This window comes from Shouchella phoenicis (genome assembly GCF_047238345.1).
Lineage (GTDB): Bacteria > Bacillota > Bacilli > Bacillales > Bacillaceae_D > Shouchella.
Genome location: NZ_JBDFMQ010000001.1, coordinates 1768774 through 1795185, shown reverse-complemented (window position 1 = coordinate 1795185; position 26412 = coordinate 1768774). Strand labels below are relative to the sequence as shown.

The window sequence follows — 26412 nt, the reverse complement described above, 5'->3', positions numbered from 1 at the left end:
TACCTTTTTGGTGAAACGTTTCACCTTATATGCAAAAAAATATACATACCATCTATTTTTATTAGGTTTAACGTTTCACTTTCTATGTTGTGACTAGTATACGTCTGAATGAAAACAGAATGCAAGAGAAATTTTAAAGGCCTCGCCACATTATGTATGGGTAGAGGCCCGTATCATTAAAGTCGTTGCGATAAGGGAATCGTGCGCTTCTTCGTCTGCGATTAAAGCCATCAACACGTGAGCAGCTTCATTGCCCCACTCTTTTGTTGAATAATCCACGGTCGTTAATGGTGGCGTAATATACTGGCTTAATAAGCTATTATCGAAACCAGCCAGTTTGATATCGTTCCCGATCGTCAACCCCTTCTCTTGAAAATAGCGCTGCATTCCAACCGCCATGCTATCTGATAGCGCAAAAACACGGATGGGTTTGCCATCCCACTGAGCATGAATGCGTCTCGCAGCGTCCAGCCCACCATCTAGCTCAAACTCGCCTTCCAAAATGTCAACTGGATACGTAGGTGCATGGTTACTAAAAAATACTTGAACCGCTTTTAATCGTTCTTGACTATCAAAATTGTTCGGGCTCCCCGTAACTATAAAGGTTTTCTCCCCTTGAAGCGCCTGAAGATGAGCAATCATCTGCGTGGCTCCTTTTTGATTATCAAGCAACACTTGTCGCACATGTTTGTGGTAAAACGTGCGATCGAGCACAACCATCTTCTTGCCACCATCAGCGAGTCTCATAATTTCGTCTGAGGTGATCAAATCATCCATGACAATACCCCCATCTACGGAGCCATCTGCCAGTGCATCGGTGGCATTTTCGCCCGTGCACACAACCGTATCAAAGCCAGCTTGTGCACTCGTTTCGATAATACCCGCTAAGATATCGCCGTAAAAGATCCCTTTGTTCTCTTTAATAAAGACGCCCAGTTTTCTCGTTTTTCTTGCTTTGAGTGTACGGGCAGCGGCGTTTGGACGGTAGTTTAACTCTGCGGCAATTTGCTTAATGTGTGCCGTTGTTTTCTTCGACACTTTTGGATTATCGTTTAACGCATACGAAACAGACGTCATAGAGACGCCTGCTTTTTTTGCAATGTCTCGAATGCTTACCATGTACGCATGTCCCCCTTTTGAGTGGTATCGTTTCTATGTTACAGCAGTTTAGACCGTTGTCAATGTTTGGCATTCCACAAAAGCGTCTTTAGCCCTAATAAGTTCATCGTAAAAACCGTTCTAAAGATTTCACATCTGAGACTTAAACCATCTCTTCGTGACATGATCTTAGCACTTTCTGTATTCTTTGAATTAGGAAAAGCCTCATCGCCAGTTGAGTTGTCTTTTACTCTTTAAAAAGAATGTTTGACTTACTGTGTAAGCTCTCTTTTACAACAGGTTTGGGGCGCAAGGCTTACACTGATGAGACCAAAGATTTTTTCCTTAAAGATTCAATGCTGAAAAGGGCAAAATCTTTTTTAGTATTTATGATCCCCTTTGATTGCTTGTTGTCGCTAGCTAACAACTACTGTAATCTTCGATGGCCTTGCCTTAAACTTTAGAGTATGTGTTCACAAAAAAAAGACCTTCACCAAACAAAGGTCTCTTCCTACTTCCACCCAAACCATCATCGTGCAGCTTGATAGATTTCAATCATATCGTCTCTGCCTAACGGCTTAACAACGCCAATAGTTCCACCTGCTGCCTCCGTACACTTATCGGCCATTTCTGTAATCTGTTCATCCGTCAAGTGAACGTCCATTTCAGAGACGGATACCGGCATGTCAATGCTGCGGTAATAGGCTTCCATCTTTTCAATCCCAGCAATTGCGGTCTCATCGTCTGTTTGTTCAGGCGTAACCCCCATGACGTTGACGGCAAATTTCACAAAGCGATCGAGTCGATTCTGGTAGACATAGCGCGCCCAGCTTCCCCAGATCGCAGCTAAACCTGCGCCGTGGGTTACGTCGAAGATGCCGCTAAGTTCATGCTCTAACATATGAGTCGCCCAGTCGCCCCCGTCCGTACCGAAACCAGTAAGACCGTTGTGCGAAATGCTTGAGGCCCACATTAGTTCAGCAAGCGCCTCGTAATTTTGCGGATCTTCTTTTACAATCATCGTTTGTTCCATCACGGTCCGCAAGATCGTCTCGCTTAATCCATCAGTCAAAGCCATATTCGTGCTTTGGTTAAAATAACGCTCCATCGTATGCATTAAAATGTCAGCACTTCCCGCTGCCGTTTGGTACCACGGAAGCGTCTTAAGCAATTCAGGGTTTAAAAAGGAGACGGCCGGACGACCTAAGTCATCATCATAGGCTCTCTTTTCCCAGCCCTCTTCTTTTGTAATAACGGAACCGGTGCTCATTTCGCTCCCGGCAGCGGCAATCGTTAAGACCGTCCCAATCGGTAAGCAGGCTGTTGCTCGACGTTTGGACTGATACAGTTCCCATACATCGCCTTCGTTCGCCACACCGTACCCAATCGCCTTAGCCGAATCAATCACACTTCCTCCACCTACCGCGAGGATGAAATCGAGCTCTTCTTTTTTCACTAATTCGATGCCTTCATATACAAGCGACAAGCGCGGATTTGGAACTACGCCGCCAAGCTCGACACTTTGAATGCCGTTTTCGCTCAATGAATCCTTAACCCGATCCAACAAACCTGATTTTTTCGCGCTGTTCCCACCGTAATGAAGCAATACTTTTTTTACTCCAAGTTTCTCGAGTTCTGTTCCGACCTGATGTTCAGCAGCTTTTCCAAAAACAACTTTCGTTGGTGTGTAATAATAAGACAGTTCATTCATCGTTTCTACCCCTTTACGATTTTGGTTGATATAGCGGTTGAAATTTGTTCATTTCGTTCGGATGCGTTCCTCGGCGCTGACCACGATCTAATGCGTGGATGACATTCATCTCGTCAGGCGTTAATTCAAAATCAAACACATCCAAGTTTTCTTCGATTCTGCTTGGCGTAACCGATTTTGGAATGACAATCGTCTTGTTTTGAAGATGCCAGCGCAAAATGACTTGTGCGACTGATTTGTTATATGAAGAAGCAATCGCTTGAATTTGTTCATCCTGAAGCACTTCTCCACCTGAATCAAGCGGACTCCACGCTTCTAGATAGATAGCATGTTTTTCACAAAACGCCTTTAGCTCCGTTTGAGCCAGGTACGGGTGACACTCCACTTGGTTTAAAACAGGCACGACGTCGCACTCGTCAAGGATTCGTTCCAAATGCTCAACTTCAAAATTGCAGACGCCAATCGCTTTCACGCGCCCGTCATGATACAGTTTCTCCAGTGCTTTGTACGTCTCCACATACTTATCAAATTTTGGCGTTGGCCAGTGAACCAAATAGAGATCAACATAGTCTAGTCCTAATCTTTCTAAACTTTGCTCAAACGCATTAATCGTCGAATCGTATCCTTGATCAGCGTTCCACACTTTCGTTGTGATAAAAAGCTCTTCGCGAGGAACTGAGGACGCGGCAATCGCTTTTCCGACTCCACCTTCATTTTGATAAATCATCGCTGTGTCGATGGAACGGTAGCCCGTATTAAGCGCATATGTAACAGCTTCCTCTGCCTGGTTATTGTCTACTTTCCACACGCCGAAGCCAAGCTGTGGCATGCTTATCCCATTGTTTAACGTAACGCTATTCATCTTCCATCTACTCCCTCACTGCCTGATTGTAAACCAGTTCGTTCGAATCCGCTTTCATATAAAAACGGAGAAAAGATCTCTCATTGTTATTTTAAACGTTTACTAATAAAATAAAAGGAGTGAATTATTTGTTATGTTATACACTTATGTGTACATACTACACTTTTTATACTAGGGAGTTGACCGGAACAATGAGTGACGTACCTTGTTCAATCGAAGCTGCATTAAAAGTTATTGGAAACAAATGGTCTTTCTTTATTTTAAGAGAACTGTACGATGAGAAAAAACGGTTCAATGAGTTATCTCGGCTCATTAATGGCATTAGCCCTACCGCACTAACGAAATCATTGCGTCATCTCGAAAACGAAGGCATGATCAATCGCACGATCATCCCAACGGTTCCCGTGACAGTCGAATATTCAGTTACCGAAAAAGGCGAATCGTTTCATAAAATTATTAAAGAAATGAAAAAATGGGGTAAGGAGTGGTCCGCGAAGTAAGGGCTTGGTTTGCACAATCAATAAATTAAGAGACATTTTTAATTTCCAGCATGAAAAATTTTCCTCGCCCATCTTTTATTTTGTGATTCGATCAAAGGCTACAGAATTATAGACATTAAAGTTGTAATCGATTTCATTTATGGATAAAAAGGGAAAAAGATAGGAAGTAAAATCATCGAAACAATAATGGCAACGAGTATCATTGGAACACCAGCTTTAACATAATCGATAAATCGATAGCCTCCAATGTTATAAATCATTGCATTCGCAGGCATGCCAATTGGTGTTGCAAATGCTAATGAACCTCCTATGACTGTTGCCATAAGAACCGCTCTTGGATCTGCGCCAATTGATGCTGCAATCGATAAACTAATTGGAACAAGCAAAGCAGTCGTTGCTGTATTGGACATAAAGTTAGTCATAAGTGAGGAAAGACTTAAAATGAGAAATAGTAATAAATATGGTGAAGGTTCGTTTCCAACTACACCAATAAATGTGTTCGCAATCAACTCTCCTGCTCCAGATTGATCAATTGCCCTAGCAAGTGCTAATGAGCCAACAAATAGAAGGATAATTCCCATATCGATTGATTTTATCGCGGATTTTTCAGTGATAACTCTCGTGGCAATTAATATTAATGCCCCTGTCCAAGCTGAAACATGCAAAGGGATACCAATTGTATCCTCAAAAATCATAGCAAGAACGGTCGTTACGAGAATAATTAGGGCAAGAAATCTTTTCCATGCAGGCACAGCAGAATAATTGACCTTTTGATTAAATACAGAATCGTTATCTACCTGCTCATCATTACGATTAGGCAGCAGGCGGTATCCAAAGAAACAAAAATATAAAATTCCAATAATTAATATTGGTAAACCTACTTTTGCATACTCAAAAAAACCAAAAGAAAGACCAATATCTTGCAATGCCGATTGAGCAAACATATTACCGGGGGCGCCGATGAGACTGAGATTCCCACCCATTGCTGCCGCAAATACTAGTGGTAGCAACAGTCTTGAACGGGCAAAACCTGATCGGATAGCTAAGCCAATAACGACAGGAATCAATACAGCAGCGGTCCCAGTGTTTGATAACAAACCGGACATGAGACCTGTTAAGATCATAATGACAGCGATTAACATTCTCTCTGATTTAGCGAACTTTGTGATTATGCCCCCTACTGTTTGAGCCATACCAGTTTCAAAAAAAGCCGCCCCAACAATAAACATAGCCATAAATAGGAGCACATTGTTGTCAACAAACCCACCAAAGGCATCACTTGGTTCTAATACCCCAGTAAGAATTAAACCAACAGCAACAATCATAGCTGTCACAGGTAATGGGATCTTCTCCATAGCAAACATTACGATTGCAAAAATTAAGAACAGGATTGTTATAATTTCTGGACTCATTTCCTCACCTCTGCTTCCCATATTTTTACTCCGCAATGAATACGCTTTCATAATTTTTAGTGCGTGTTTGGTACTCAGACAATAATCTAAGTACCGAACACATAGACAAAGAATTACGTTGAAAGGTTTTTGATAATTGAATTAGTCACTTCTTCAGTCGTATACGTACCACCTATATCCCTTGTTACCACACCTTCTGATGTAGTCTGTCTTATGGCCTGGTTTAGTTTCGCGGCTTCATCATGTAAGCCTAGATCATCGAGAAGTAATCCTGCACTTGCAATGGTACCAATTGGGTTTGCAATTCCTTGACCAGCAATGTCTGGTGCAGAACCGTGGACAGATTCAAACATACTTGGAAAGCGTTTATCTACTTGTAAGTTTGCACTTGAAGCAATACCAAGACTACCAGCTAATGCACTCCCTAAATCAGACAGAATATCTGCAAATAGATTAGAAGCAACGACGACATCTAAATCTTCTGGATGCAACACAAATCGAGCGGCCATTGCATCAACTAACCATTGATCGGTTTCAATATCTGGATAATCTTTGCTTACTCGTGTAAAAACTTCGTCCCACAAGACCATGCCATATTGTTGGGCATTGCTTTTTGTAACACTCGTCACCTTTTTTCGGGTTCTTGTACGGGCAAGCTCAAAAGCAAAACGGATAATACGTTCACAGCCGTATTCAGTAAAGACAGACGATTGAATGGCTACTTCACGCTCGTCAGGTCGAGCACTAAAATTTCTACCACCGATTCCAGAGTATTCTCCTTCTGAATTTTCTCGCACAAGGATCCAATTTAAACTTTCAGGGTTAGGGTGCACCAAACGATGAGGGATACCAGGCAAAAATTCAACTGGTCGAATGTTCGCCCACTGATCTAACCCTTGACATATTGCAATTCGTAATCCCCATAAACTAACGTGATCTGGCACTCTTCGATCTCCGACGGCACCAAAATAAATGGCATCATAGTTTATCAGTTGATCGACCCCACTTTCAGGGATCATGCGACCATGTTTTAGATAATAATCGCTACCCCAATCAAAGTAATCGCTTTCAAAAACGAAAGCACCCTTTGATTGCTTCTCCATATGTAATAAAACCTTCATGCCAGCATCAATGACTTCTTTTCCAATTCCATCTCCAGGAATGACAGCTAATTTATACGTTTTAGTCATTCGATCCACCTCCAATTTAATATATTCAGTGTAATTAATGTATACGTTAAATGTCAATACTCTATTTTAATTCGTTAAAATAGATTAATTTAACCAATAATGTATTAATTAAAAATAAAAATAAACCCTATTCACATTGGAATAGGGTTTATTTTTTGGTATGACAATGATTTGCGTAGATAAATCCTCGCAACAGTTTGCTTATTCTTTTATACTTTTAATCCAATTTTTAGTTACAAACGTTCTTTTTCTCGTAGAACGTTTAAAATTTCTTTATGTGAGCGATTTCGGTGTTCTTGCATAATGTATTTAGCAGCTTGTCCGTTTTTAGCTCGCATGCATTCAATGATTGCTTTATGCTCTTGAATGGATTGTTCAGGTAATGGCCGTTCATTTATTGTAAAAAGTCTAGCTCTATGGCATTGATCATCAAATGATTCATAAGTAATGGAAAGACGACTATTTGAAGCCAAATTAATAATCTCTTGGTGAAACGCATCATCAAGGCGAGACCAAGTAGCCAAATCTTCACTATTTAGGGCTTCTATTTGTTTATCAATTAGCTGTTGAAGTCTAATTAAATCGTTTTCAAACACTTGTTCCGTTGCAGCTTCAGCAGCGATTCCATCGAGGGCTACTGTTACGGCATAAATTTCTTGTAAATCTTCAGGATTGATTGATTCTACTACAAACCCTTTACGAGGTACTAAACGAATGAAACCTTCCGTTTCTAAACGGATAAGAGCTTCTCTGACAGGTGTTCTACTCATTTCTAGAAAGTCAGAAACCTCTCGCTCTAAACACATACTTCCCGGAGCAAAATGAAGCTCTCTTATAGCTTTTCTCAAAATAAGATAGGCTTGTTGCGGTAACTTAACACGCTCTAAATTTTGTGTTTTCTCTTTTAATGTTTCTAATGAAACGTTCATTTTCATGAGGCTTCTCCTATAATCTTCTATTTAATACGCTCACTTATAAGACTTTTATCATCATACTACTATCAACCTCTAAATTTATCTACATTACCTTTTGAAAAAGTATAATAGTTGTTTTTATTTTGCTACTTTGTTTTCAAAATGATTAATCGTTTATATATTTTTCTCAAAGAATTTCCACTTTTAAGTTTTGGTATAATCTTCTGGGGTAACAAGTATATAAGGAGGCGTTAAAAATTAGATATAGAAGTTTTAACACCAAATTTTTATTGTCAATTCCCGTAGCTTTAGTACTAACCTTTGGTGGTGTAGCGAGTTTTGGTCAAACAAGCGGCTCACAAAATTACGCTGAGGCAGTACAAGGTGAAACCATTGATCAATATCTTTCAAGAGATGAAGTTGCAGGCATGCGGGAAAGCATGCAAAACGGAAGAAACATTGGCGCAGCATTGGGAGAATTACCAGGTTGGGCCGGATTAGCAGCTACTTTTGCTAATGGCACTCACATGGTTGATGCTCAAGAGGTTATTGAAGAAGCTTATGCCAACAACCAACGGGTAAGAATCACTTTAGAGTATGGGTCAACTATGTCAACAAACACAGTCACCTATACAGCTATTGATTAATCTTTACGTAACTTTGAACATTTATCACTTACCTCGCTGAAAAGCGGGGTCTTATTTTGTATTCAATATGCTTCCGTGAGAGTCGTCTCCAATCTTAAAGGTGATTATCATGGTCATTTTAATGTAATCAATAAGTCTAATTGCACCCACCCTAAAAAAGAACTTGGTTTCGTGAACCAAGTTCTTTGTCATATAGTCTTATACCTTCTCTACTCGCCAGTCGTCTGAATCAAGTAAGATTAAATCTAAATTCAATTTTCTGGCTTGTACTTCAGCAGTAGCATAATCATCAAAGTAAATTTCCAGATGGCTAGTTGCATCTTTAAATGTTTCAGTTACCCCATCTACATTTCGTACAACTTTAAACATTGGGGCTTACACTCCTTATCACTTCTCAGGTTGAGTGTGATCGTCACGTTCTTTTTCATCTCGATCTCGATTTTCTTTTGTCTCTTCTTGAGAATCGGTATAACTTCGCTTCGTTTTTGTATTCTGCTCCTGTTTAGTAAGGTGATCTTGTTCTTCTTTTTCTTCTTCGGTTTTTTCAGGATTTGTGTGGTCGCCGCGTTCTTGATCATCTCGATCACGGTTTTCCATCGTGTCCTCTTGTGCATCAGTATTACTACGCTTTGTTTTCGTTTCTTTAGTATCTGAATGCTCATTTTTTTCCTTTTCTAATCGTAGCTTTTTATAGTCTGAGCGTTCACCATGCCAAATAAGGTCAAAGATCGCCCTGCCATTTGTCGGCTGTCCATCTGGTAAATAGACAGGAATAACATCAAAAAGCATGTAATAGAAACAGTAAAAAATAAACGTGGTCCAGAAAATATTAGCTGGTAGCACTTCATTCAACACTAGTGAATTAACGACAACTGCAAAGGTCCCTGTCGTAATGATCGGTGCAGCATAGATTATCCCATGCCAAATGCGGTTACTAGGTTTTAATTCGTCGTACTCCATCCAACTAAACATAAAAAAATATCGTCTAACTTCTATTGTAGGAATCTTAAATAACGTGGGGCCACTACCAATGATTAAGTGCTTGTTTTCGCCTTTTAACAAGGTTGCAGCCAAATAATAGCCTGATTCCCGAATAACCGTTACGATTGGAAGAATAAAAAGCGCTGCCATAAACAGGCGAAACCAATCGATTGGACTAAACATCCGTCTCCTTTCTAAATGTGTGTCATATTCTATTGTCTATGCGATCATCTATATCGTTCGTTCGTTTAATTAGTGACGGATGATTAATCTTACAGGGTATACGCACAGGAAGCAAATCCCAAAAATCATTTTGATGATTTTTTAGGTTTTGTTCGCCTATTTAAGGGCAAAAAGTCCGATAAAGTATTCTCTGCTTCGATAAAAACATAAAAAAGAAAGCATGGCGTACCATCCTTTCTATCAGCAACGATGTTCTAAAGCACACCCTTTTTTAAATCATTTTCGAGCATTTGCATCGTTAAGACATCCACAATTTTTAAGTAATCATAGGCATACGTTCGATTTAGACTTGCTTCCATTTTTCTTATCGTTCGTTGATTAAGGCCGGTACGCTTCGATAATTCTGCGCGGCTAATCCCTAGTTGCTTCCTCATTTGTACCATTTTCTCAATCATGACTTGCAAATCTTGTTCTGTAATTTTTTCCATTTACATCCCTCCAAGATTTAGAATGATTCGTCATATTAAGATAATTGTACCACTTTTCCCTTTTAAGGAATGTTAAATTCGTTTAAAGTCGTTTTCTTTATTAATTTGTTGTCGGGTTTTGGATGACAGATACCGTTATTGCGATACTTATTATGAAGAGTAACAAGATGATTAGTCCACTTAACATAAGGAGTTTTGTCTTTTGTTTCATCGTAAATCCCTCCCTACTATGAAATCTCCCTTTAGTATAACGTAAAAAAACCTGCTTAAAAAACGAGCAGGCTCTAACTTATTTGATTTCTGTGTAAATCTCTTCATCTTTAAGGTTGTTCATTTCGCCACGTTTCCCTTTGTTCCACTTAAACTCTTTTTTAATCGTACTGATAACAGCTTGACCAACAATTTCACCTGCTACTTGTAATCGATCAACGCTTATATTCTCAACTGTATCAAAAGGTGTGTGATACCATGGCTCTAATGAACCAGTGGCACGCTCTTGGCGGATATAGTTAGCAGATGGAATGCCGACTTCGTGAAACGCAACATGGTCAGATGAGCCGCCTCGTTTTAATCCAATTTCGTCCTCATAACCTAATTTTTGAGCTGCTTTTTGCGAGGCTTCCCATACAAGATTTGGCTCTCCGTCTGTTACGTTTACAAACAACGTATCGGCTCTCTCCCAGTTGGTGCCGACCATATCCATATTAAAGTTTGCGACGCTACGCTCAATTTCTTTGTCAGAAAGTTGATTGACGTATTCCCTCGCACCAACTAAGCCAATTTCTTCAGCACCAAAACCAATAAAACGAATTTCTTTGTCAATTGGTAGGAATTTTAATACACGAGCCATCTCAAGCATCGTACCTGTTCCCGATGCGTTGTCATTTGCTCCCGGTGCGCCTGGGACACTATCGTAATGCGCGGTGATATAGACAATCTCTGGGTTAGGTTTGGAAATTAGCGGTTTTCGAGTTGCGATTACATTTGTAGACGTTTGATTTGTTAATGCTTCTAATGTCATTGTTGCTTCTTGCTCTTGTAACAGATGTTGCCCATCTTCACGACTAACGCCTACAACTGGTATTGAGATCTCTGTCCCTGCAAGGTTTGGCGTCAACGGTACTAAACTGTCAACATTATTGTAAATGATCACGCCGACGGCTCCAGCATTTACAGCGTTTGATGCTTTCTCTGCAAATGTCGTGCCTCCTCTTGAAATTAATGCGATCTTCCCTTCTGCTTCTTCACTAAACTCTTCAGGCGCGCCTAATCCTGCATCATATAGTGCTGCCGTTAATCCTGCTTCACTTGTAGGTGCCGCTCCAGTCGCAGTACCAATCGCAATGGATTCTCCGCTGACCTCTAATGTTCCTTGTAAGCGATCAGGAATGGAAAATTCTTGCTCTTTTACTACATACAAGTTCTTGCGGAATTCTCTTTTTAAATACGCAGCTGCCGCTTTCTCTTCCTCACTGCCCGCTACTCTCGGTCCGATTGTTTCACTTAAATGATAAATATGATCGTACGTGTTCTCTGCGTTAAAATGCTTTAAAAATAATTTGTCCAAATCAAACTGGTGTAGAGAAGCCTCCACAGTCTGCCCTTTACTACTAGATGCATCTGCTTGCGGGCTTGAAACAGATCCACCAGTAAAGAGAAGTGCTGTTAGTGCAACAACGGCCATAGATTTCTGTAATCGTCTCAATTCATCATCCTCCTTAATCTCCCTTAAGCATTTCGTTTCATTTAGAGAATATCCTTTTGGGAAATAAGTTGAAGAACAGATTAAAATATAAACGTTTCTTCTTCAAATACCGCGCAATTTCCACCTATAAAATGAGTCGAAAATTATATATTTCCCAATAAGATTGTATATTGTAAGATCATTCATTTGCTTATAATGAAATCATTCGTCATACTATTCGTAAGAAAACAAAAATAATTTCATGTGAAGGAGTACTGTTTATGCAATTACTTGCGGAACAACTGTTTATGTTAGCAATTGACCCAAAGACAAATAAGCCTTATGCGCGAACAACAACATCTTTGCCCTATTCTTTGGCAGGTGCTCTACTTGCTGACCTTATGTTACATGCCTATGTTGAAGTACAGCAGAAGAAAATTGTGATCTTACAAAAGGATGCTGAAGACCCCCTTCTGAATGAGACGCTAGCACTCATGAATGAAAAAAAGCCGAAATCTGCAAAGCATTGGGTGTCGTCTTTGCCTACTACATATAAGAATATGCCCCACAAAATTGGAGAAAAGCTCGATCAATCAAACTATCTGACGTTAAAAGAAAAACGTGTCTTTGGTTTATTCCCATCGTATTCGTATCATTTTGAACAAGGAAATCTACTTGAACTTGTACAAAATCGTTTCTCCGACGTGATTACCAAAACAGAACAAAACGAGGCTCTTAATAAAGAAGATGAGCGAGTAGTGACGCTTTTATCACTCGTACATTCAAGTCAATTGATTCATATTATTTTTCCTGACCGTAAACAAGCAACCGACATTGAAAAACAACTCAAACGACTTACGCATGACTTACCAGTATCAAAAGCTGTCAAAGTCACGACGGATACCATTCACGCATCGTTAGGGGTCGCATTAACAACAGCTGTTATTACATCTTCCAGCTCTTCTTCAGATTCATAGATTATTCTCTTGACCTGTCTCCTTCTCAGGACAGGTCATATGGTTCTATCTAGCTTTTCATGCTTGTCTATGGTTATACTAGTACTATTCATCACGATTCCCTTCAATAAAGATCTACACACTCCCCCAATGATTCGATCACCATGAGACCGTTCCTACCATTCAGGAAAGGAGGCTCGTCTTTCCATTCATTTTTCACGTTTTGTAACATATAATCTAACACTGTTGTTGAATTTAGAATTTTCCGCTTATATTATAAGTAGATCGTTTCATGCAACAACCGCAAGATGTAGCATGTCTTTGTAATTTTACAAAAAGGAGGCGTTTACATGCATTTGTTAGACAAGTTACAGCTCAATTTTGAAGAAGTCGAACCACCTTTCTCCAACCAAGAAGCAATGGATGAAGCGACAAGATGCCTTTACTGCTATGACGCGCCTTGTATCACAGCTTGTCCTACTGGCATTGATATCCCTACGTTTATTAAAAAAATTACAACAGAAAATTTACTTGGATCGGCTCGAACCATTATGGAAGCAAACCCTGTTGGTGCAAGTTGCGCACGGGTCTGTCCTACTGAAGAATTATGCGAAGGGGCATGTGTGTTAAATCACTCTTCTAAAGCCATATCTATAGGGAAATTACAGCGTTTTGCCACTGATTGGGCGATTCATAATGACAAAATCCTTTTTAAAGCAGGCAAACAAACTCATAAGAAGGTTGCGATTGTCGGGAGTGGTCCTGCAGGATTATCGGCTGCACGAGAACTCGCTTTGCTTGGATACAGCGTTACCATTTTTGAAAAGGATACAGAAGCTGGCGGTTTAGATACGTATGGCATTGTTTCGTTTCGTCTACCAAAACGGATTTCCTTTTGGGAAGTAGAACAGGTGAAGTCCGTCGGTGTAACGATTCAAACCAATACAACCGTTGGACAAGATATCTCGTTAAAAGAATTACAAGACTCCTATGATGCCGTCATTTTAGCAGTTGGCATGGCGAACGTACCGATGCTAGGCATCCCTGGAGAAGACGCTCAAGATGTGTATGATGCAATTGAATTTGTTAAAGCGACGAAAACGGGCGCTCTCTCAAAAGACTTTCACGGAAAACGTGGTGTTGTTATCGGTGCAGGAAATACTGCTATTGATGGTGCAACATGTGCAGTTCGCTTAGGAGCGAATAACGTGAAGATTCTTTACCGCCGGACGGAAGCAGAAATGACTGCTTATGATTTTGAATATACATTTGCCAAACAAGATGGCGTGGAATTTAGATGGCTCCACTCACCTACTCAAATTCTTCAAGACGAAAATGGACAGGTTACAGCCATTGAATGTATGGAAATGACGTTAGGAGATCCAGCTGAAGATGGTCGACGACGCCCTATTCCAACCGGGAACGTGAAAAGAATAGAAGTGGATTTCATCATCAAAGCAATTGGACAATCTCGCTACGACTGGCTTGATCATGCTGAAGTGATGACCAATAAAGGTGTGATTACCATTGATGAACAATTCCAAACCACTGCTGTAGGGATTTATGCATGCGGTGACGTCATTTTCGGTGATGGGCAAGGTGAAGCGATGGTTGTTTCTGCTGCTGAACAAGGAAAACAAACTGCATACGCAATTCACGAACAACTACTTGGAAAGCGCTCAGAAACAAGCGCATAAGGAGGCAAATGATGGCTGATCTATATTGCAATCTTGCAGGAATTTCGTCCCCGAATCCGTTTTGGCTTGCAAGTGCACCACCTACAAATTCTGGTTATCAAGTTCAACGCGCATTTGAAGCTGGTTGGGGTGGCGCTGTCTGGAAAACATTAGGTGAACCGATTATTAATTCAACCTCCCGTTTTGCGGCTGTTCATTTTAATGGTCAACGTGTAGCGGGTTTTAACAATATTGAATTGATCTCTGATCGCCCTCTTGAAACAAATCTACGGGAAATTGAAGAAACGAAAAAACGGTTTCCAGACCATGCCATTGTCGCATCATTGATGGTCGAACCACAGCAAGACAAGTGGCACGAAATCGTGAAGAAAGTAGAATCAGTTGGTGTAGATGGATTAGAACTTAACTTTGGCTGTCCGCACGGCATGGCGGAGCGCGGAATGGGTGCCGCATCTGGTCAAGTTCCAGAACTAGTGAGGAAACAAACCGAATGGGCAAAAGAAGTCGCCCAGACCCCTGTCATCGTCAAACTAACACCGAATATTACCGACATTACCGTGACCGCTGAAGCAGCTGTTCAAGGTGGCGCTGACGCTGTAAGTATGATTAACACGATCAATAGTCTTGCTGGCGTGGATATCTATTCGTGGCAAACCGTTCCGAATGTTGATGGACTTGGCACCCACGGCGGCTATTGTGGGCCAGCCGTAAGGCCAATCGCCTTACACATGTTAGGAGATTGTGCCCGTAACCCTAACGTTCATGTTCCAATCTCAGGAATTGGCGGCATTTCTACTTGGCAAAACGCGGTTGAATTTTTATTAATGGGAGCCACCAATGTCCAAGTTTGTACTGCTGCTATGCACCATGGGTTTCGTATCGTTGAAGATATGATTGATGGTTTATCCAGTTATCTTGATGATATGGGCCTTGCGTCTGTACGAGATCTTACAGGAAAATCCGTTCAAACCTACTCAGATTGGGGCAATGTCAATTTAAATCATCAAGTTGTTGCCAATATCCATACAGACGTGTGTATTAACTGCAACAAATGTCATATCGCTTGCGAAGACACTGCTCATCAATGCATTGAACGTCTAACAGATGAAAACGGTGCGCCGTATTTAAAGGTAAACGAAGACGAGTGTGTCGGCTGTAATTTATGTTCCATTGTTTGCCCGGTAGACGGCGCGATTGATATGGTCGTAAAAGAAAACGGGTTACCGCCTATGTCTTGGAATGAACGTCAACACGCATTAGCCTCTCTGAAAACCTCTCAATCTTAAGGAGTGATAACCGTGAAAAAACTTATAAAAAACGGCACAATTGTCACAGCTTCAGAAACGTATCAAGCAGATCTTTTGCTTGAAAACGACAAAATTGCAGCCATTGGTGAAGCCGCTGCGTTTGGCACCGTGGATGAAACGATTGACGCCACTGGATGTTATGTATTCCCAGGTGGCGTAGATCCCCATACCCATCTCGACATGCCTTTCGGCGGTACTGTAACGAAAGATGATTTTGAAACAGGAACAATAGGTGCTGCATTCGGAGGTACAACAACCATTGTCGATTTTTGTTTGACGGAAAAAGGCAAACCGCTCCAAGAAGCGATTCAAACGTGGCATAACAAATCATCAGGAAAAGCAGCGATTGATTTTAGCTTTCACTTAATGATTGGTGAAATGACAGATGAAGTCTTAGAAGAACTTCCTGACGTGATTTCCAATGAAGGCATTACATCTTTCAAAGTGTTTATGGCATATAAAAATGTGTTTCAAGCAGACGACGCCACGTTATTTGAAACGTTAATCAAAGCAAAGGAATTAGGAGCGCTCGTCATGGTTCATGCGGAAAACGGGGACGTTATTGACTATTTGACAAAACAAGCCCTCACACAAGGCAAGACCGATCCGATTTACCACGCCCTGACCCGTCCTGTTGAAGCGGAAGGTGAAGCGACTGGACGGGCGTGTCGATTAACTTCATTAGCCGGCTCTCAGCTTTACGTTGTACACGTTACATGCGCAGAAGCAGTCAAACAAATTGAAGAAGCTCGAAAGCAAGGTGCTGATATTTGGGGTGAAACGTGTCCACAATATTTAGTTCTTGATGAAGATGCTTTACGAAAACCAGATTTTGAAGGAGCGAAGTACGTATGGTCCCCTCCACTCCGCCCTAAAGCGCATCAAGACGTTTTGTGGAACGCTTTAAAAACAGGCGCACTACAAACAGTCGGAAGTGATCAATGTTCGTTTGATTTTGATGGGCAAAAAAGTCTCGGTAAAGATGATTTTACTAAAATTCCTAACGGTGGTCCGATCATCGAAGATCGTATGAGCGTCATTTATTCAGAAGGTGTGGAGAAAGGTAGAATCAGTTTAAATCAATTTGTTGATGTGACCTCGACAAGAGCAGCAAAATTATTTGGCTTGTATCCGAAAAAAGGAACCATTTCAGTTGGCGCAGACGCAGATATCGTTTTGTTTGATCCGTCAGTAGAACGCACGTTATCTGCAAAAACGCACCATTTAGCTGTTGATTACAACGCATTTGAAGGAATGAGCATAAAAGGCTTACCGAAAACGGTCCTATCACGTGGCCAAGTGATTATCCAAGACGGGACGTATATCGGTTCCCCAGGAGATGGTTCATTTATTAAACGAGCACGGTATGGCGCTACCCTCTCGAATGAAAAAGTGAAACAATAGGAGGACTTTATGGCAGAACAGATCCACTACGAAGAAGAACGCGAAAAAATTGACCAGTATATTACAGGTGGGTTTACGATTGCAGCGATTACCGATCATTTAAATGGTTCAGATGTTCAGTTTGTCAACAACCAACAAGATCAGCATACAATCACAATCGGAAACGCAAACGCACGAAAATACGCGTCAACATTATTTTTCCATAAAGGAGAAAAGTAAATGGAGACCAAAAAAACGAGCATCAGTATGGAACGTTTAAAGGCTTCTTTGAGCACATTTTCCACTTTTGGCAAAACACTAAACAACGGTGTCACCCGTTTAGCTTTATCGCACGAGGACATTAAGGCTCGTACGTATTTTCAAGAACAATGTGAAGCTTTAGGGTTACATGTCACAGTTGATGATCTCGGGAACATGTATGCCGTTCTTCCGGGGAAGCACCCAGAGAAGTCCCCTATTTATATGGGCTCTCATTTAGATACAGTAAAAAAAGGTGGACGATTTGACGGCGTGCTTGGCGTTGCAGCAGCACTAGAGGTCGTCACCACTCTGATTGAGCAAGGAATCGAACCTAACAGACCTGTAGGCATTATTAATTTCACCAATGAAGAAGGGGCTCGTTTTGAGCCTTCTATGATGGCTTCAGGAATCGTCTCCGGTAAATTTGATAAAGATGCAATGTTCACAAAACAAGATCCTTCTGGCGTGACGTTCGCTGAGGCACTTCAATCCAGTGGTTTCGTTGGCGATAAAAAGAACCGCCTCAACAAGGCAGAAGCATTTATTGAGTTGCACATTGAACAAGGTCCAGTTCTAGAGCAAGAAGATTTACAGATCGGTGTTGTCGAATGTGTTGTTGGAATGTGCTGTTATGAGATTGAGATTACAGGCAAATCCAACCATGCAGGTACAACACCGCAAACGATGCGAAGCGATGCTTTAACGACAGCTACTCAATGTCTGACTGCTTTTCACGAAAAGCTTCCTGCTCTCGATTCAGAGGTTGTTTATACAATGGGACGATTTTCCGTATCCCCAAATATTCATACAGTCATTCCGAATAAAGTCGTCTTCTCCATCGAAGCCAGACATAAGGACGAGGCAGTAATCGAAGAAGTGGAACAGATCATACTGTCAGTTGTAGAACAAGCGTCTCTCCCTGCTCAAGCGACGAAGCTTTGGGGACGAGACACTGTGTGGTTTCATTCCGATCTAGTAAACAGCGTTGAAGAAGCAACGCGTACACATGGCTTCTCATATAAAAGAATGGTTAGTGGCGCTGGACATGACGCCCAGTTTATCGCTGGTATGGCCCCAACCGCGATGTTGTTTGTTCCGAGTACTGGGGGCATTAGTCACGCGGAGGAAGAATACACCTCTTGGGAAGACTGCGCAAATGGCGCAACGATTCTTTATGAAACGGTTTTAAATAAAATTAACTAGATTTGGGGAGGTTTCGACATGGAAGCAGAGACAAAAAAGACATACAGCGAGAAAGATCAAGCTCACGTATGGCACGCCTTAAAACCGTATCAAGCTGACGCCTCACCATTGGTTGCAGAAAGCGGTCAAGGAGCTTGGTTTACAGATACAGGAGGCAAGCGCTACTTTGATGGCGTGTCAGGACTATGGTGTTTAAATCTCGGACACGGTCAATCTGAAATTATTGATGCCGCGACAGAGCAAATGAAAGCCTTAGCATACTTTCCTCTCTCATTTGGACATAAACCTGCGATTGATCTAGCGGAGAAATTAGATCAATTACTAGGCGGCGGCTATCGCTCCTTTTTTGCTAACGGTGGTTCTGATGCAAATGAAACAGCCTTTAAAATCGCCCGTCAATATCATAAGCAATCTGGAAATCCTGAGAAAACAAAAATCATTTCTCGTTATCGTGCTTATCACGGAAACTCCCTTGGCGCTTTAGCTGCTACTGCACAAGCAAATCGAAAAATGAAATATGAAGTCAATGTACCTGGATTTATTCATATTCCTCCCCCCTATGCCTATCGAAGTAGCTTCGGGTCAGATGCTAATGATGATCTGCTTGCGGCTGAATACCTTGAACAAACCATACTGTGGGAAGGCGCGGAGACTGTAGCTGCCTTTATAATGGAACCTGTTATCTCTGGCGGCGGTGTAATCCCACCCCAGTCTACGCTTTACTATAAGAAAGTCCGCGAGATTTGTGACCGTTACAATGTCTTACTTATTCTAGATGAAGTCGTGTCTGGCTTCGGTCGAACAGGAAAAATGTTTGGCTATATGCATGAAGAAAGCTTTTATCCGGATATCATCACATTTGCTAAAGGCCTTACAGCAGGGTACCTCCCCCTTGGGGCGACATGCGTGAAAGAGTCCATTTACGAACCTTTTAAAGAACATGACTCCACATCGCACTTCCGACATGTTTCCACGTATGGCGGACATCCAGCTTCGTGCGCCGTTGCGTTGAAGACGATTGAGATCATCGAGCGAGAAGGGATTGTCGACCACGTCGCAAAATTAGAAGAGGATGTTTTACGTAAATTAAAACAGCTGTCTTCTCATCGTGTCGTTGGGGATGTTCGCGGGGTTGGTTTTCTATATGGGATTGAACTTGTTTCAAATAAAGAGTCAAAAGAACCACTTGATGATGTCGATGTGAAAGCCATCGTCTCGGCATGTCAAAAGAAAGGCCTCATTATTGGGAAAAATGGCGATACCGTCCCGTCTGGCGGCAACGTCCTGATCATTGCGCCACCCCTGACGTCAACGAGTGAAGAGTTGAGTTTCTTAGTTCAGACTCTTTTCGACGTTCTCGCTGCTTATGAATAAAAAAAGACCCTCGAGGGTCTTTTTTTAGCTAGCAAGATCCATGACAGAACGGTAAGGTTGAAATGTGAGAAAATTGATTGATGACGTACTTACAGCTCCAAGGGATACCGCTTCTGTTAAGACATTGTTTCCACTACCTAAACGAAGCCTAATCTGCGCTTTATCCGCTTGAATGGATGGGTTTAACCGCATTTGAATGGTTTTACTCCCGCGGCCGTTTTGGTCGGCCGTAATCTCACCTACATTAAAGTACCCATAATGTGACGGCCAGGCACTATCCTCTCGTTGAATGTGCGAGATGGCTTGACCACCAGCTAGATACACTTGAATTTGCGCATTTGTGATCGTCGTACCTGGTTCTAGGTCATTAAGGATGACCTCTACTGGAAAAGGCACCCCTCCTAAAGGAAGTGTCTCAGCATAGTTGAGCTCATATGTCCCTTCTTCAATTGGTGGCACCTCTTCACTGCTTCCCTGACCAATCGTTACTGCTTTAGTCAGAACATTATTGCCCGCGCCGACACGCAGTCTAATGTTGGCTTGCCCTTCTGTTACACCATTGCCGAGACGCATCATCACGGTTGTTTCCGCACTCCCTGATGCATCTGCCTTAATCGCACCTACATGTTGATACCCAAAGCCATTCGGCCAAGAACCGTCTGCTTGTTGAATTTGCGAGACTGCCGTTCCTCCTTGAAGATAGACTTGCATGTCAGCATTGTTTATTTCTTGATTCGGATTCATGTTTAAAAGACGTATCCTCACTTCAAAAGGTGTGCCATCGACTGGAAGTACGCTAGGTGTCTCAATCTCATAGCTAATCTCAACTGGAGGGGCTTCATCCGAACCAAACGCTCCGTCAGCGAACGTGCTTTGGTCATACCATAAGTAGCCAGACTGTGGTGCACGCCATGGTTCCATTTGAGGTTCCGTTGATTGCTCCGGTGTCTCCATATCTAAAATAGGAGATGGCTCGTCTAACGGCAAATCAATGTCTGAAAACGTTTGATAGTCCTCTTGCTCCGCGAGCCAATTCACGACATTCACTAGCAATGGGCCATTGTCGCGATCAATAAAACCATCATACGTTCGTTTTTGTCCACCGTGTTCTTCATTTCGATATTTCGGAGTGATATCTTCTACAGGGGATGAGTCGCCGATAAAAGCAGATTTCCCGTCTCCTTTTTTACCAATAGCCACGTACGGGCCTTCGTCAATGCCGCCGCCAAAATATACGCCTTCATCAACGGCATTTCCCCATTTATGATCTTGTTCTGTTAATCCTTCTGGTAAGTAGACAATCCCTTTTGCGATTTCTTCATTCATAATCGCCATCGTCGAGCCAGCGTGAATGGATACTTCTTCAATTCCTTCTGTTATTCCAAACGTTTCATCCGAAGGCACAATAACGTCCCCTACTGTATGGTCAATCGCATTAAAGCGAAAGCGAACACCAAACTCCTCGCTTAACCAATCTGAACTTTTCACACCTTCCATTGCGTCAATTTCTCCAGCTGTCATCCCTTGTGTAGGATCATCAAATGCCCCTCTTCGCCATCCATTCATAATTTCATTTGAATCCCAGCGATTTAAATTACGATCTGCATTATAGTGATCAGCAATAAAAAAGACTCCGCCACCATTCTCCGCAAAACTTGCGATTGCATCTTGCTCAACGGCTTTAAAAGGAATTTGCGCTTCTGGGATAACAAAAACATCTACGTCGTTTAAATCATCTTGAGACAATGGTTCTAAGCTTCGATGTTCCTTCACTAAAAACCCTTCTTCCACTAAAGCATCCGCAAAATCAGAAAAGGCACCATCAATAACCCAATCCGATTGCCCAGCTGTTTGACCGTGACTGTTATCAAATAAGATCGTCATTCCATTAGGATTGTCCGGCTCCAACACTGGGGCAGAATCATTAGGACCTTCTGCAACTGCAAGTTGATAGGAACTTATAACGAAACAAGATCCTATCGTAACGGCTACAACTGCTTTTCCAAACCGCATGTCATACATCTCCTCTACGTTATGATCAAACCGTTAAGCATGCTTATCATACCAAATTGTCAAGCGTTAAAGCACCTATACACATAATTTTAATAATGATTTAACAATTCGAACACGTCACGAAATCTCTTTTTCCTTCTATGAAAATGAATAAAAACACATTTCTAAGTATAAATAACAGATTTTAATGTATATTTTGTGAAAACACAACTATTTTACTATCATAAAATCCCCCTCAACTTTTAAGCTATGCGCTAATATATAAGGTATATGATCTCATTTTTTTCCGAATGAAAGAAAAAGTTGAGACCATTTTTTGGTAGATTTTCGCGTATCATGATGACTAGTTCCTAGTTCAATTGTCTTGAAACGGAGTTGGTTAGATGAGTACAAATGTAAAAGCCTATCGATTAATGCAAGAAATTGACAAACGCTTACGAAAAAAAATGAACCTTCCAGCGCATCTTCCTGCTAGAGAAGTCATCGATAAAGCGGTACTTGCTTTTAACAATTCATTAACAAAAGAAGAACTTGATCGTTTATGGCATCTCAATTATTTGCGCCATGATTTGATGAATTTCGAAACGATATCACCAGCACAAATTCACTTTCTTAAAGAAGTGAGACAAGCGCTTTTTTTCGATCCTGACGATTATAACAGTGAAAACCAACATCATAAGGATGCGCGCTATGTACAATCATAAATTAAAGAACCGTCAGTTCATTCATCGTCGTTATCTTTGCATCGTTTTAGCATGCTTACTTATCATTTCATCTATCCCTCTTCAACAGATCGCTGTAGATGCGGAAGAGGAAACGAAAGAGCTGCCTGCACCGTTGTCTCTTAAAAACGATGACAGGATCAGTCCAGATAACCTTATCGAAATTGAGCTTGATCCATCCATAGCAGAAAGCGAAAGTCGCTGGGTGCTCACTCTACCCGAAGGGCTAATTTGGGTAAATGAAGAGGATGATGAACACCTAGAATACATAGCTGAAAAATCTGAACTACATAGTAAAGCTTTAACAGAGAAACACTCATTCGTCTTTCAAGTCGAACATCCTGGAACGTATACCCTTGCTGTTTCTTCTTTTAATTTGAATGAAGAAGAAATCATTTACGAAGCGTTCGTTTTTGAACGTGCTCAACAAGAAGCCCCGCCTATTGAGACCGATGAAGAAGTCGAAGAAGTTGAAGAAGTTAAAGAAGTTGAAGAAGTCGAAGAAGTTGAACAAACAGAACCTGACGAAATAGCAGAAGAAGAAATCGACAACATTGAACCAGATGAATCAACCGAACCAGACCCAATCGTTCCTGCACCTGATCAGTCAGAACAAATCGAAGAGGAAGCTCCTGAATCCTCTCCTATTGTCGAAGAAGAGGATCAGAAAGATACAGTTAAAGAAAACGATGAGGAAAAACAAGCAGAGGCTCCGCCGGAAGAACAAAAGTCTGTTGAAGAGAACACAACGAGCAACGATGAGGAAACCGTAGTACATGAAGAAACGTTTCCCTCTTTTGTTGAAGAAGAACAGGCTAGCGACCTTGAGCAGCAAATCGAAGAAGTGAAAAACCGGTTTACAACATCAGCCATAGAGGTTTCTAACGTTAACGCAATTCCGAACCCACCTGTTAGCGGACCGAACGTCGGTGAGCTATTTACGTTTGCTGGAGATCAGAATGTTGCGCAACATCGTAGTTCAAATGTTCGCGTCCTTGCAGACGGCACCCGCAATAAATCATCAGCCATGTGGTTTAACGAACAAGTGGACTTAAATCAATCCTTCCAGACATCGATGTACTTGTATATTAACGGTGCCACACCAAACCAAACGCAAATTGCGGATGGGCTTACGTTTACCATGCATGGGGATGGTCGAGGTTTACAAGCAATTGGGCATAATGGTGAATCTTTAGGCGCTTACGGTACAATACGAAACTCGTCTTATACAGGGTTTATCCGACAAGCGCTTTCATTCGAATTTGATACGTATCATAATGGCGACTTTAGTGACCGAGGAATGCGAAACCAAAGTCATACAGCCGTTGTTGGACCGAATGATACTGATGCAGGTAATTGGTGGTGGCCGCAGAACCGAAAAATGGTGCACTCAAATGTAAATTACCGTCAAATTATTAGCAGCAGCTGGCAACCGTTTACCGTTCAGTGGCAAAAGGGCTCTCGGAATAGCGGCACCCTCTCGTACACGTTTGCCGGTCAAACAACTCGTTACGAAGTAAGTAATTACCAAACACTATTTGGGGGTAATCGTGTTCACTGGGGCTTTACCGGAGCGACCGGTCAAGAAGTGGGGATGTATGCCATCGCCTACGCTGATTTGCCTCAGCGTCCAAGAGCACAAAAAACCGTACGAAACGTGACAACTGGCGAAACCAGATTCCAAGAACAGTCGACTGCATACCCGGGAGATATTTTAGAATATGAACTTACACTTGAAAACCCAGCTGAAAACGGCTTAGGTGCTGTGTGGCCGAATGTCCAAGTGACAGACCCTCTTCCAAACGGATTGACGTATGTTGCAAATGGTTCCAGAGATAAACCAAGCCAAATTAACGGGCAACGACTCACTTTTAATCCAGGAGATATTGGAGTTGGTCAATCAAAAACCATACGATTTCGCGTTCAAGTAGATGACCGAGCATCGGGTTCACTCATTAATCAAGCCTATGCTACTGCGACGAGCGGCGCGTTTCAAGGGCAGGTGTCGACAAATGAATCGACGATCGCATTAAACAAAATTGGCATTGAAGCTGATGCTGTTCCGCAAACGTTTTCCGCTGGTACGGACCCAACAACTTGGAAAGCCACTGACTTTGTAAAAAACATCCGAATTAAACCAGACTTGTTAAATCAATCGATACGTGTTGTCGGTTTTGCAGGAGCTTTCCCTGACGTATCCAAGCCTGGCGTATATTCTGTCGGTGTAAAAATGGAAAGCACCATCTATTCCAACGTCACACAAATTATTCAAGTACCTGTAACAATTGTTGATGGTGCCTTATCTTTAGTAGTTCCCGATTTAGACTTTGGCACGCAAACGATTTCCTCAAGGCACGAACGCTATTTTGGTGAAGTCGATAATGGAGAACTTATGATTACCGACACCCGTTATGTGAAAAATCGTTGGTCATTAACGGTGGAACAACAACAACCGTTTCGAGATAAAACCTCGGGGGCAGAATTATCAGCAAATTTATTCTATATCGACAATAACAGCCAACAACCGATTAATGAGAATGCGGCTGTCATCGCGAGAGGGCAAATCACAAGCGGATCAACGGCCATCATTTCTGAACGTTGGCAAAATAACAAGCACTCAAAAATTGGTTTCTTTCTCGATGTTCCTGCGGGTACTGGTAACGTCAATCGTTCTTATGAGACTGAAATTACGTGGACCTTACAGGATGTGCCTGCCAATGAGTAATGTTAAAAAGTACTCCCTTATGAAAGGGGGTGAGGATGTTAAACGGAAAACACCGCTGCTTCTTATCGGACTGTTGCTAAGTGTGGCATTTACCTTCTCTCCCTTCATAACAAAAGCAGATACCGAGACAGACGCTGGTATTGGATTTTTCGGCGAATACCCCGAGCAACCGGTGGAACAAGTCATTGATAGTCCTTTAGATGTTTTGCCACAAACAGGCGACCGCTCCCCTCTTTTAATCATCTTGAGTGGCTTCGTCAGTATCGCAATTGCAATTGTTTTATTCATACGACTGAAACAACCAAAATCCAAAGTGAAATGAGGATACAAAATGAAAAAAGCACTTCTTTTAGTGGCTTTAGCAGCCGTTACCATGTCATTTAGCAACATCGCCCATGCTGAAGAAAGTAACGGGGCTACATATGATTCGAACGGAAAAGTGAAGTTTACCCCTTATGATGGCGTCACGGATCCACTAGATCCAGAAAACCCTGATCCAGAAAATCCGGTTGATCCAATTGATCCGACAGACCCTGAAGGACCGAATCCGGGCACGACAGGACCTTTAAGTATTGACTATGCGTCAAGTTTAGATTTTGGTGAGAATGAGATTTCATCACAAGATCGCATTTACCCAGCCAAAGCACAACAACTGCGTGACGGCCGCTATGTTCCGAACTATGTACAAATTTCTGATAATCGCGGAACAAACACTGGTTGGGTTTTGAGCGTTCAACAAAATGGTCAATTTAAAAATGAAAACACACAACATGACACATTAACAGGTGCTGAAATTACATTTAGCGATCCAACTGTGAATGGTACGTTGAATAACGTTGATCCGCCTACAGCCACAGCTTCATTTTCACTAGATCCTGAAGGCGATTCGTCGATTGTCATGTTTGCTGATGAGGGTGAGGGTGCAGGAACGTGGCTCAACCACTTTGGTGAAGTAAATCAAGCAACAAACCTAACACCAGCTATTGAACTTTTTGTCCCTGGTGCAACACCAAAAGATAGCACTGAGTACCGTACAACATTAACCTGGAATTTATCTGACGTCCCTGGTAACGACTAACATTAAAAAAACGAAACGAGGAT

General features: G+C 41.8%; 24 protein-coding genes. 13 read left to right on the top strand and 11 right to left on the bottom strand.

All coding sequences use genetic code 11. The features are described from left to right. Window positions 1-150: 150 nt before the first annotated feature. From ABC361_RS09680 to ABC361_RS09670, 3 genes are all read right to left on the bottom strand, one after another. A complete protein-coding gene (locus tag ABC361_RS09680) occupies window positions 151-1119 on the bottom strand; it encodes a LacI family DNA-binding transcriptional regulator (protein ID WP_413073790.1) in 969 nt (322 codons plus the stop codon). A 508-nt stretch (window positions 1120-1627) separates the two neighbouring features. Beyond that, window positions 1628-2809, bottom strand: coding sequence for an iron-containing alcohol dehydrogenase (locus ABC361_RS09675; protein WP_413073789.1), 1182 nt, complete (start codon window positions 2807-2809; stop codon window positions 1628-1630). Window positions 2810-2822: 13 nt separating this feature from the next. Beyond that, the gene (locus tag ABC361_RS09670) at window positions 2823-3671 is read right to left on the bottom strand and encodes an aldo/keto reductase (RefSeq protein ID WP_413073788.1); all 849 of its coding nucleotides are present in this window, start codon (window positions 3669-3671) and stop codon (window positions 2823-2825) included. A gap of 191 nt (window positions 3672-3862) precedes the next feature. On the opposite strand from ABC361_RS09670, the gene ABC361_RS09665 reads away from it, so the two are divergent. Continuing rightward, a complete protein-coding gene (locus ABC361_RS09665) occupies window positions 3863-4171 on the top strand; it encodes a winged helix-turn-helix transcriptional regulator (RefSeq protein WP_051990764.1) in 309 nt (102 codons plus the stop codon). A gap of 137 nt (window positions 4172-4308) precedes the next feature. Here ABC361_RS09665 and ABC361_RS09660 read toward each other — a convergent pair whose 3' ends face one another. From ABC361_RS09660 to ABC361_RS09650, 3 genes are all read right to left on the bottom strand, one after another. Further along, window positions 4309-5583, bottom strand: coding sequence for an SLC13 family permease (locus tag ABC361_RS09660; RefSeq protein WP_413073787.1), 1275 nt, complete (start codon window positions 5581-5583; stop codon window positions 4309-4311). 113 nt (window positions 5584-5696) lie between these two features. Beyond that, window positions 5697-6773, bottom strand: coding sequence for a tartrate dehydrogenase (locus ABC361_RS09655; RefSeq protein WP_413073786.1), 1077 nt, complete (start codon window positions 6771-6773; stop codon window positions 5697-5699). A 233-nt stretch (window positions 6774-7006) separates the two neighbouring features. Then, window positions 7007-7708 (bottom strand): GntR family transcriptional regulator, encoded by a 702-nt coding sequence (locus ABC361_RS09650; protein WP_413073785.1) that lies wholly within the window; start codon window positions 7706-7708, stop codon window positions 7007-7009. Window positions 7709-7977: 269 nt separating this feature from the next. Here ABC361_RS09650 and ABC361_RS09645 point away from each other — a divergent pair, with 269 nt between their 5' ends. Then, on the top strand, window positions 7978-8334 hold the full coding sequence (locus ABC361_RS09645) for a hypothetical protein (protein ID WP_413073784.1): 357 nt from the start codon (window positions 7978-7980) through the stop codon (window positions 8332-8334). Between the two features lie 198 nt (window positions 8335-8532). Here the strand turns inward: ABC361_RS09645 and ABC361_RS09640 are convergent, their stop codons facing one another. From ABC361_RS09640 to ABC361_RS09625, 4 genes are all read right to left on the bottom strand, one after another. Further along, window positions 8533-8703, bottom strand: coding sequence for a hypothetical protein (locus ABC361_RS09640; RefSeq protein ID WP_413073783.1), 171 nt, complete (start codon window positions 8701-8703; stop codon window positions 8533-8535). 18 nt (window positions 8704-8721) lie between these two features. Beyond that, on the bottom strand, window positions 8722-9498 hold the full coding sequence (locus ABC361_RS09635) for a hypothetical protein (RefSeq protein WP_413073782.1): 777 nt from the start codon (window positions 9496-9498) through the stop codon (window positions 8722-8724). Between the two features lie 254 nt (window positions 9499-9752). Further along, the gene (locus tag ABC361_RS09630; protein ID WP_413073781.1) at window positions 9753-9986 is read right to left on the bottom strand and encodes a helix-turn-helix domain-containing protein; all 234 of its coding nucleotides are present in this window, start codon (window positions 9984-9986) and stop codon (window positions 9753-9755) included. 289 nt (window positions 9987-10275) lie between these two features. Then, window positions 10276-11670, bottom strand: coding sequence for a M28 family peptidase (locus ABC361_RS09625; RefSeq protein WP_413075749.1), 1395 nt, complete (start codon window positions 11668-11670; stop codon window positions 10276-10278). A 281-nt stretch (window positions 11671-11951) separates the two neighbouring features. Here ABC361_RS09625 and ABC361_RS09620 point away from each other — a divergent pair, with 281 nt between their 5' ends. The 7 genes from ABC361_RS09620 to ABC361_RS09590 all read left to right on the top strand — a co-directional run bounded on the left by ABC361_RS09620 (window position 11952) and on the right by ABC361_RS09590 (window position 19851). Further along, the gene (locus ABC361_RS09620) at window positions 11952-12647 is read left to right on the top strand and encodes a GOLPH3/VPS74 family protein (RefSeq protein WP_413073780.1); all 696 of its coding nucleotides are present in this window, start codon (window positions 11952-11954) and stop codon (window positions 12645-12647) included. Between the two features lie 329 nt (window positions 12648-12976). Further along, entirely contained in the window at window positions 12977-14323 is a 1347-nt protein-coding gene (locus ABC361_RS09615; protein ID WP_413073779.1) for an NAD(P)-dependent oxidoreductase, read from the top strand. Between the two features lie 11 nt (window positions 14324-14334). Continuing rightward, window positions 14335-15609 (top strand): NAD-dependent dihydropyrimidine dehydrogenase subunit PreA, encoded by a 1275-nt coding sequence (gene preA / locus ABC361_RS09610; protein WP_413073778.1) that lies wholly within the window; start codon window positions 14335-14337, stop codon window positions 15607-15609. A 12-nt stretch (window positions 15610-15621) separates the two neighbouring features. Continuing rightward, on the top strand, window positions 15622-17034 hold the full coding sequence (gene hydA, locus ABC361_RS09605; RefSeq protein ID WP_413073777.1) for a dihydropyrimidinase: 1413 nt from the start codon (window positions 15622-15624) through the stop codon (window positions 17032-17034). A gap of 9 nt (window positions 17035-17043) precedes the next feature. Further along, a complete protein-coding gene (locus ABC361_RS09600; RefSeq protein ID WP_413073776.1) occupies window positions 17044-17253 on the top strand; it encodes a hypothetical protein in 210 nt (69 codons plus the stop codon). Continuing rightward, window positions 17254-18477: a Zn-dependent hydrolase gene (locus tag ABC361_RS09595; protein WP_413073775.1), complete on the top strand. Its 1224-nt coding sequence runs from the start codon at window positions 17254-17256 to the stop codon at window positions 18475-18477. Window positions 18478-18495: 18 nt separating this feature from the next. Next, entirely contained in the window at window positions 18496-19851 is a 1356-nt protein-coding gene (locus tag ABC361_RS09590; RefSeq protein ID WP_413073774.1) for an aminotransferase, read from the top strand. Window positions 19852-19875: 24 nt separating this feature from the next. On the opposite strand, the gene ABC361_RS09585 is transcribed toward ABC361_RS09590, so the two are convergent. Continuing rightward, window positions 19876-21864, bottom strand: a complete 1989-nt coding sequence (locus ABC361_RS09585; RefSeq protein WP_413073773.1) for a motility-associated ABC transporter substrate-binding family protein — start codon at window positions 21862-21864, stop codon at window positions 19876-19878. A 383-nt stretch (window positions 21865-22247) separates the two neighbouring features. On the opposite strand from ABC361_RS09585, the gene ABC361_RS09580 reads away from it, so the two are divergent. The 4 genes from ABC361_RS09580 to ABC361_RS09565 are packed head-to-tail and all read left to right on the top strand — an operon-like array spanning window position 22248 to window position 26389. Next, entirely contained in the window at window positions 22248-22568 is a 321-nt protein-coding gene (locus ABC361_RS09580) for a hypothetical protein (protein WP_413073772.1), read from the top strand. After that, on the top strand, window positions 22555-25311 hold the full coding sequence (locus ABC361_RS09575) for a lectin-like domain-containing protein (RefSeq protein ID WP_413073771.1): 2757 nt from the start codon (window positions 22555-22557) through the stop codon (window positions 25309-25311). The genes ABC361_RS09580 and ABC361_RS09575 overlap by 14 nt, the downstream gene beginning before the upstream one ends. Then, complete coding sequence (locus tag ABC361_RS09570; protein WP_413073770.1) at window positions 25304-25633, top strand: LPXTG cell wall anchor domain-containing protein; 330 nt, start codon at window positions 25304-25306, stop codon at window positions 25631-25633. The genes ABC361_RS09575 and ABC361_RS09570 overlap by 8 nt, the downstream gene beginning before the upstream one ends. Before the next feature lie 9 nt (window positions 25634-25642). Beyond that, entirely contained in the window at window positions 25643-26389 is a 747-nt protein-coding gene (locus tag ABC361_RS09565) for a WxL domain-containing protein (protein ID WP_413073769.1), read from the top strand. Window positions 26390-26412: the final 23 nt, after the last annotated feature.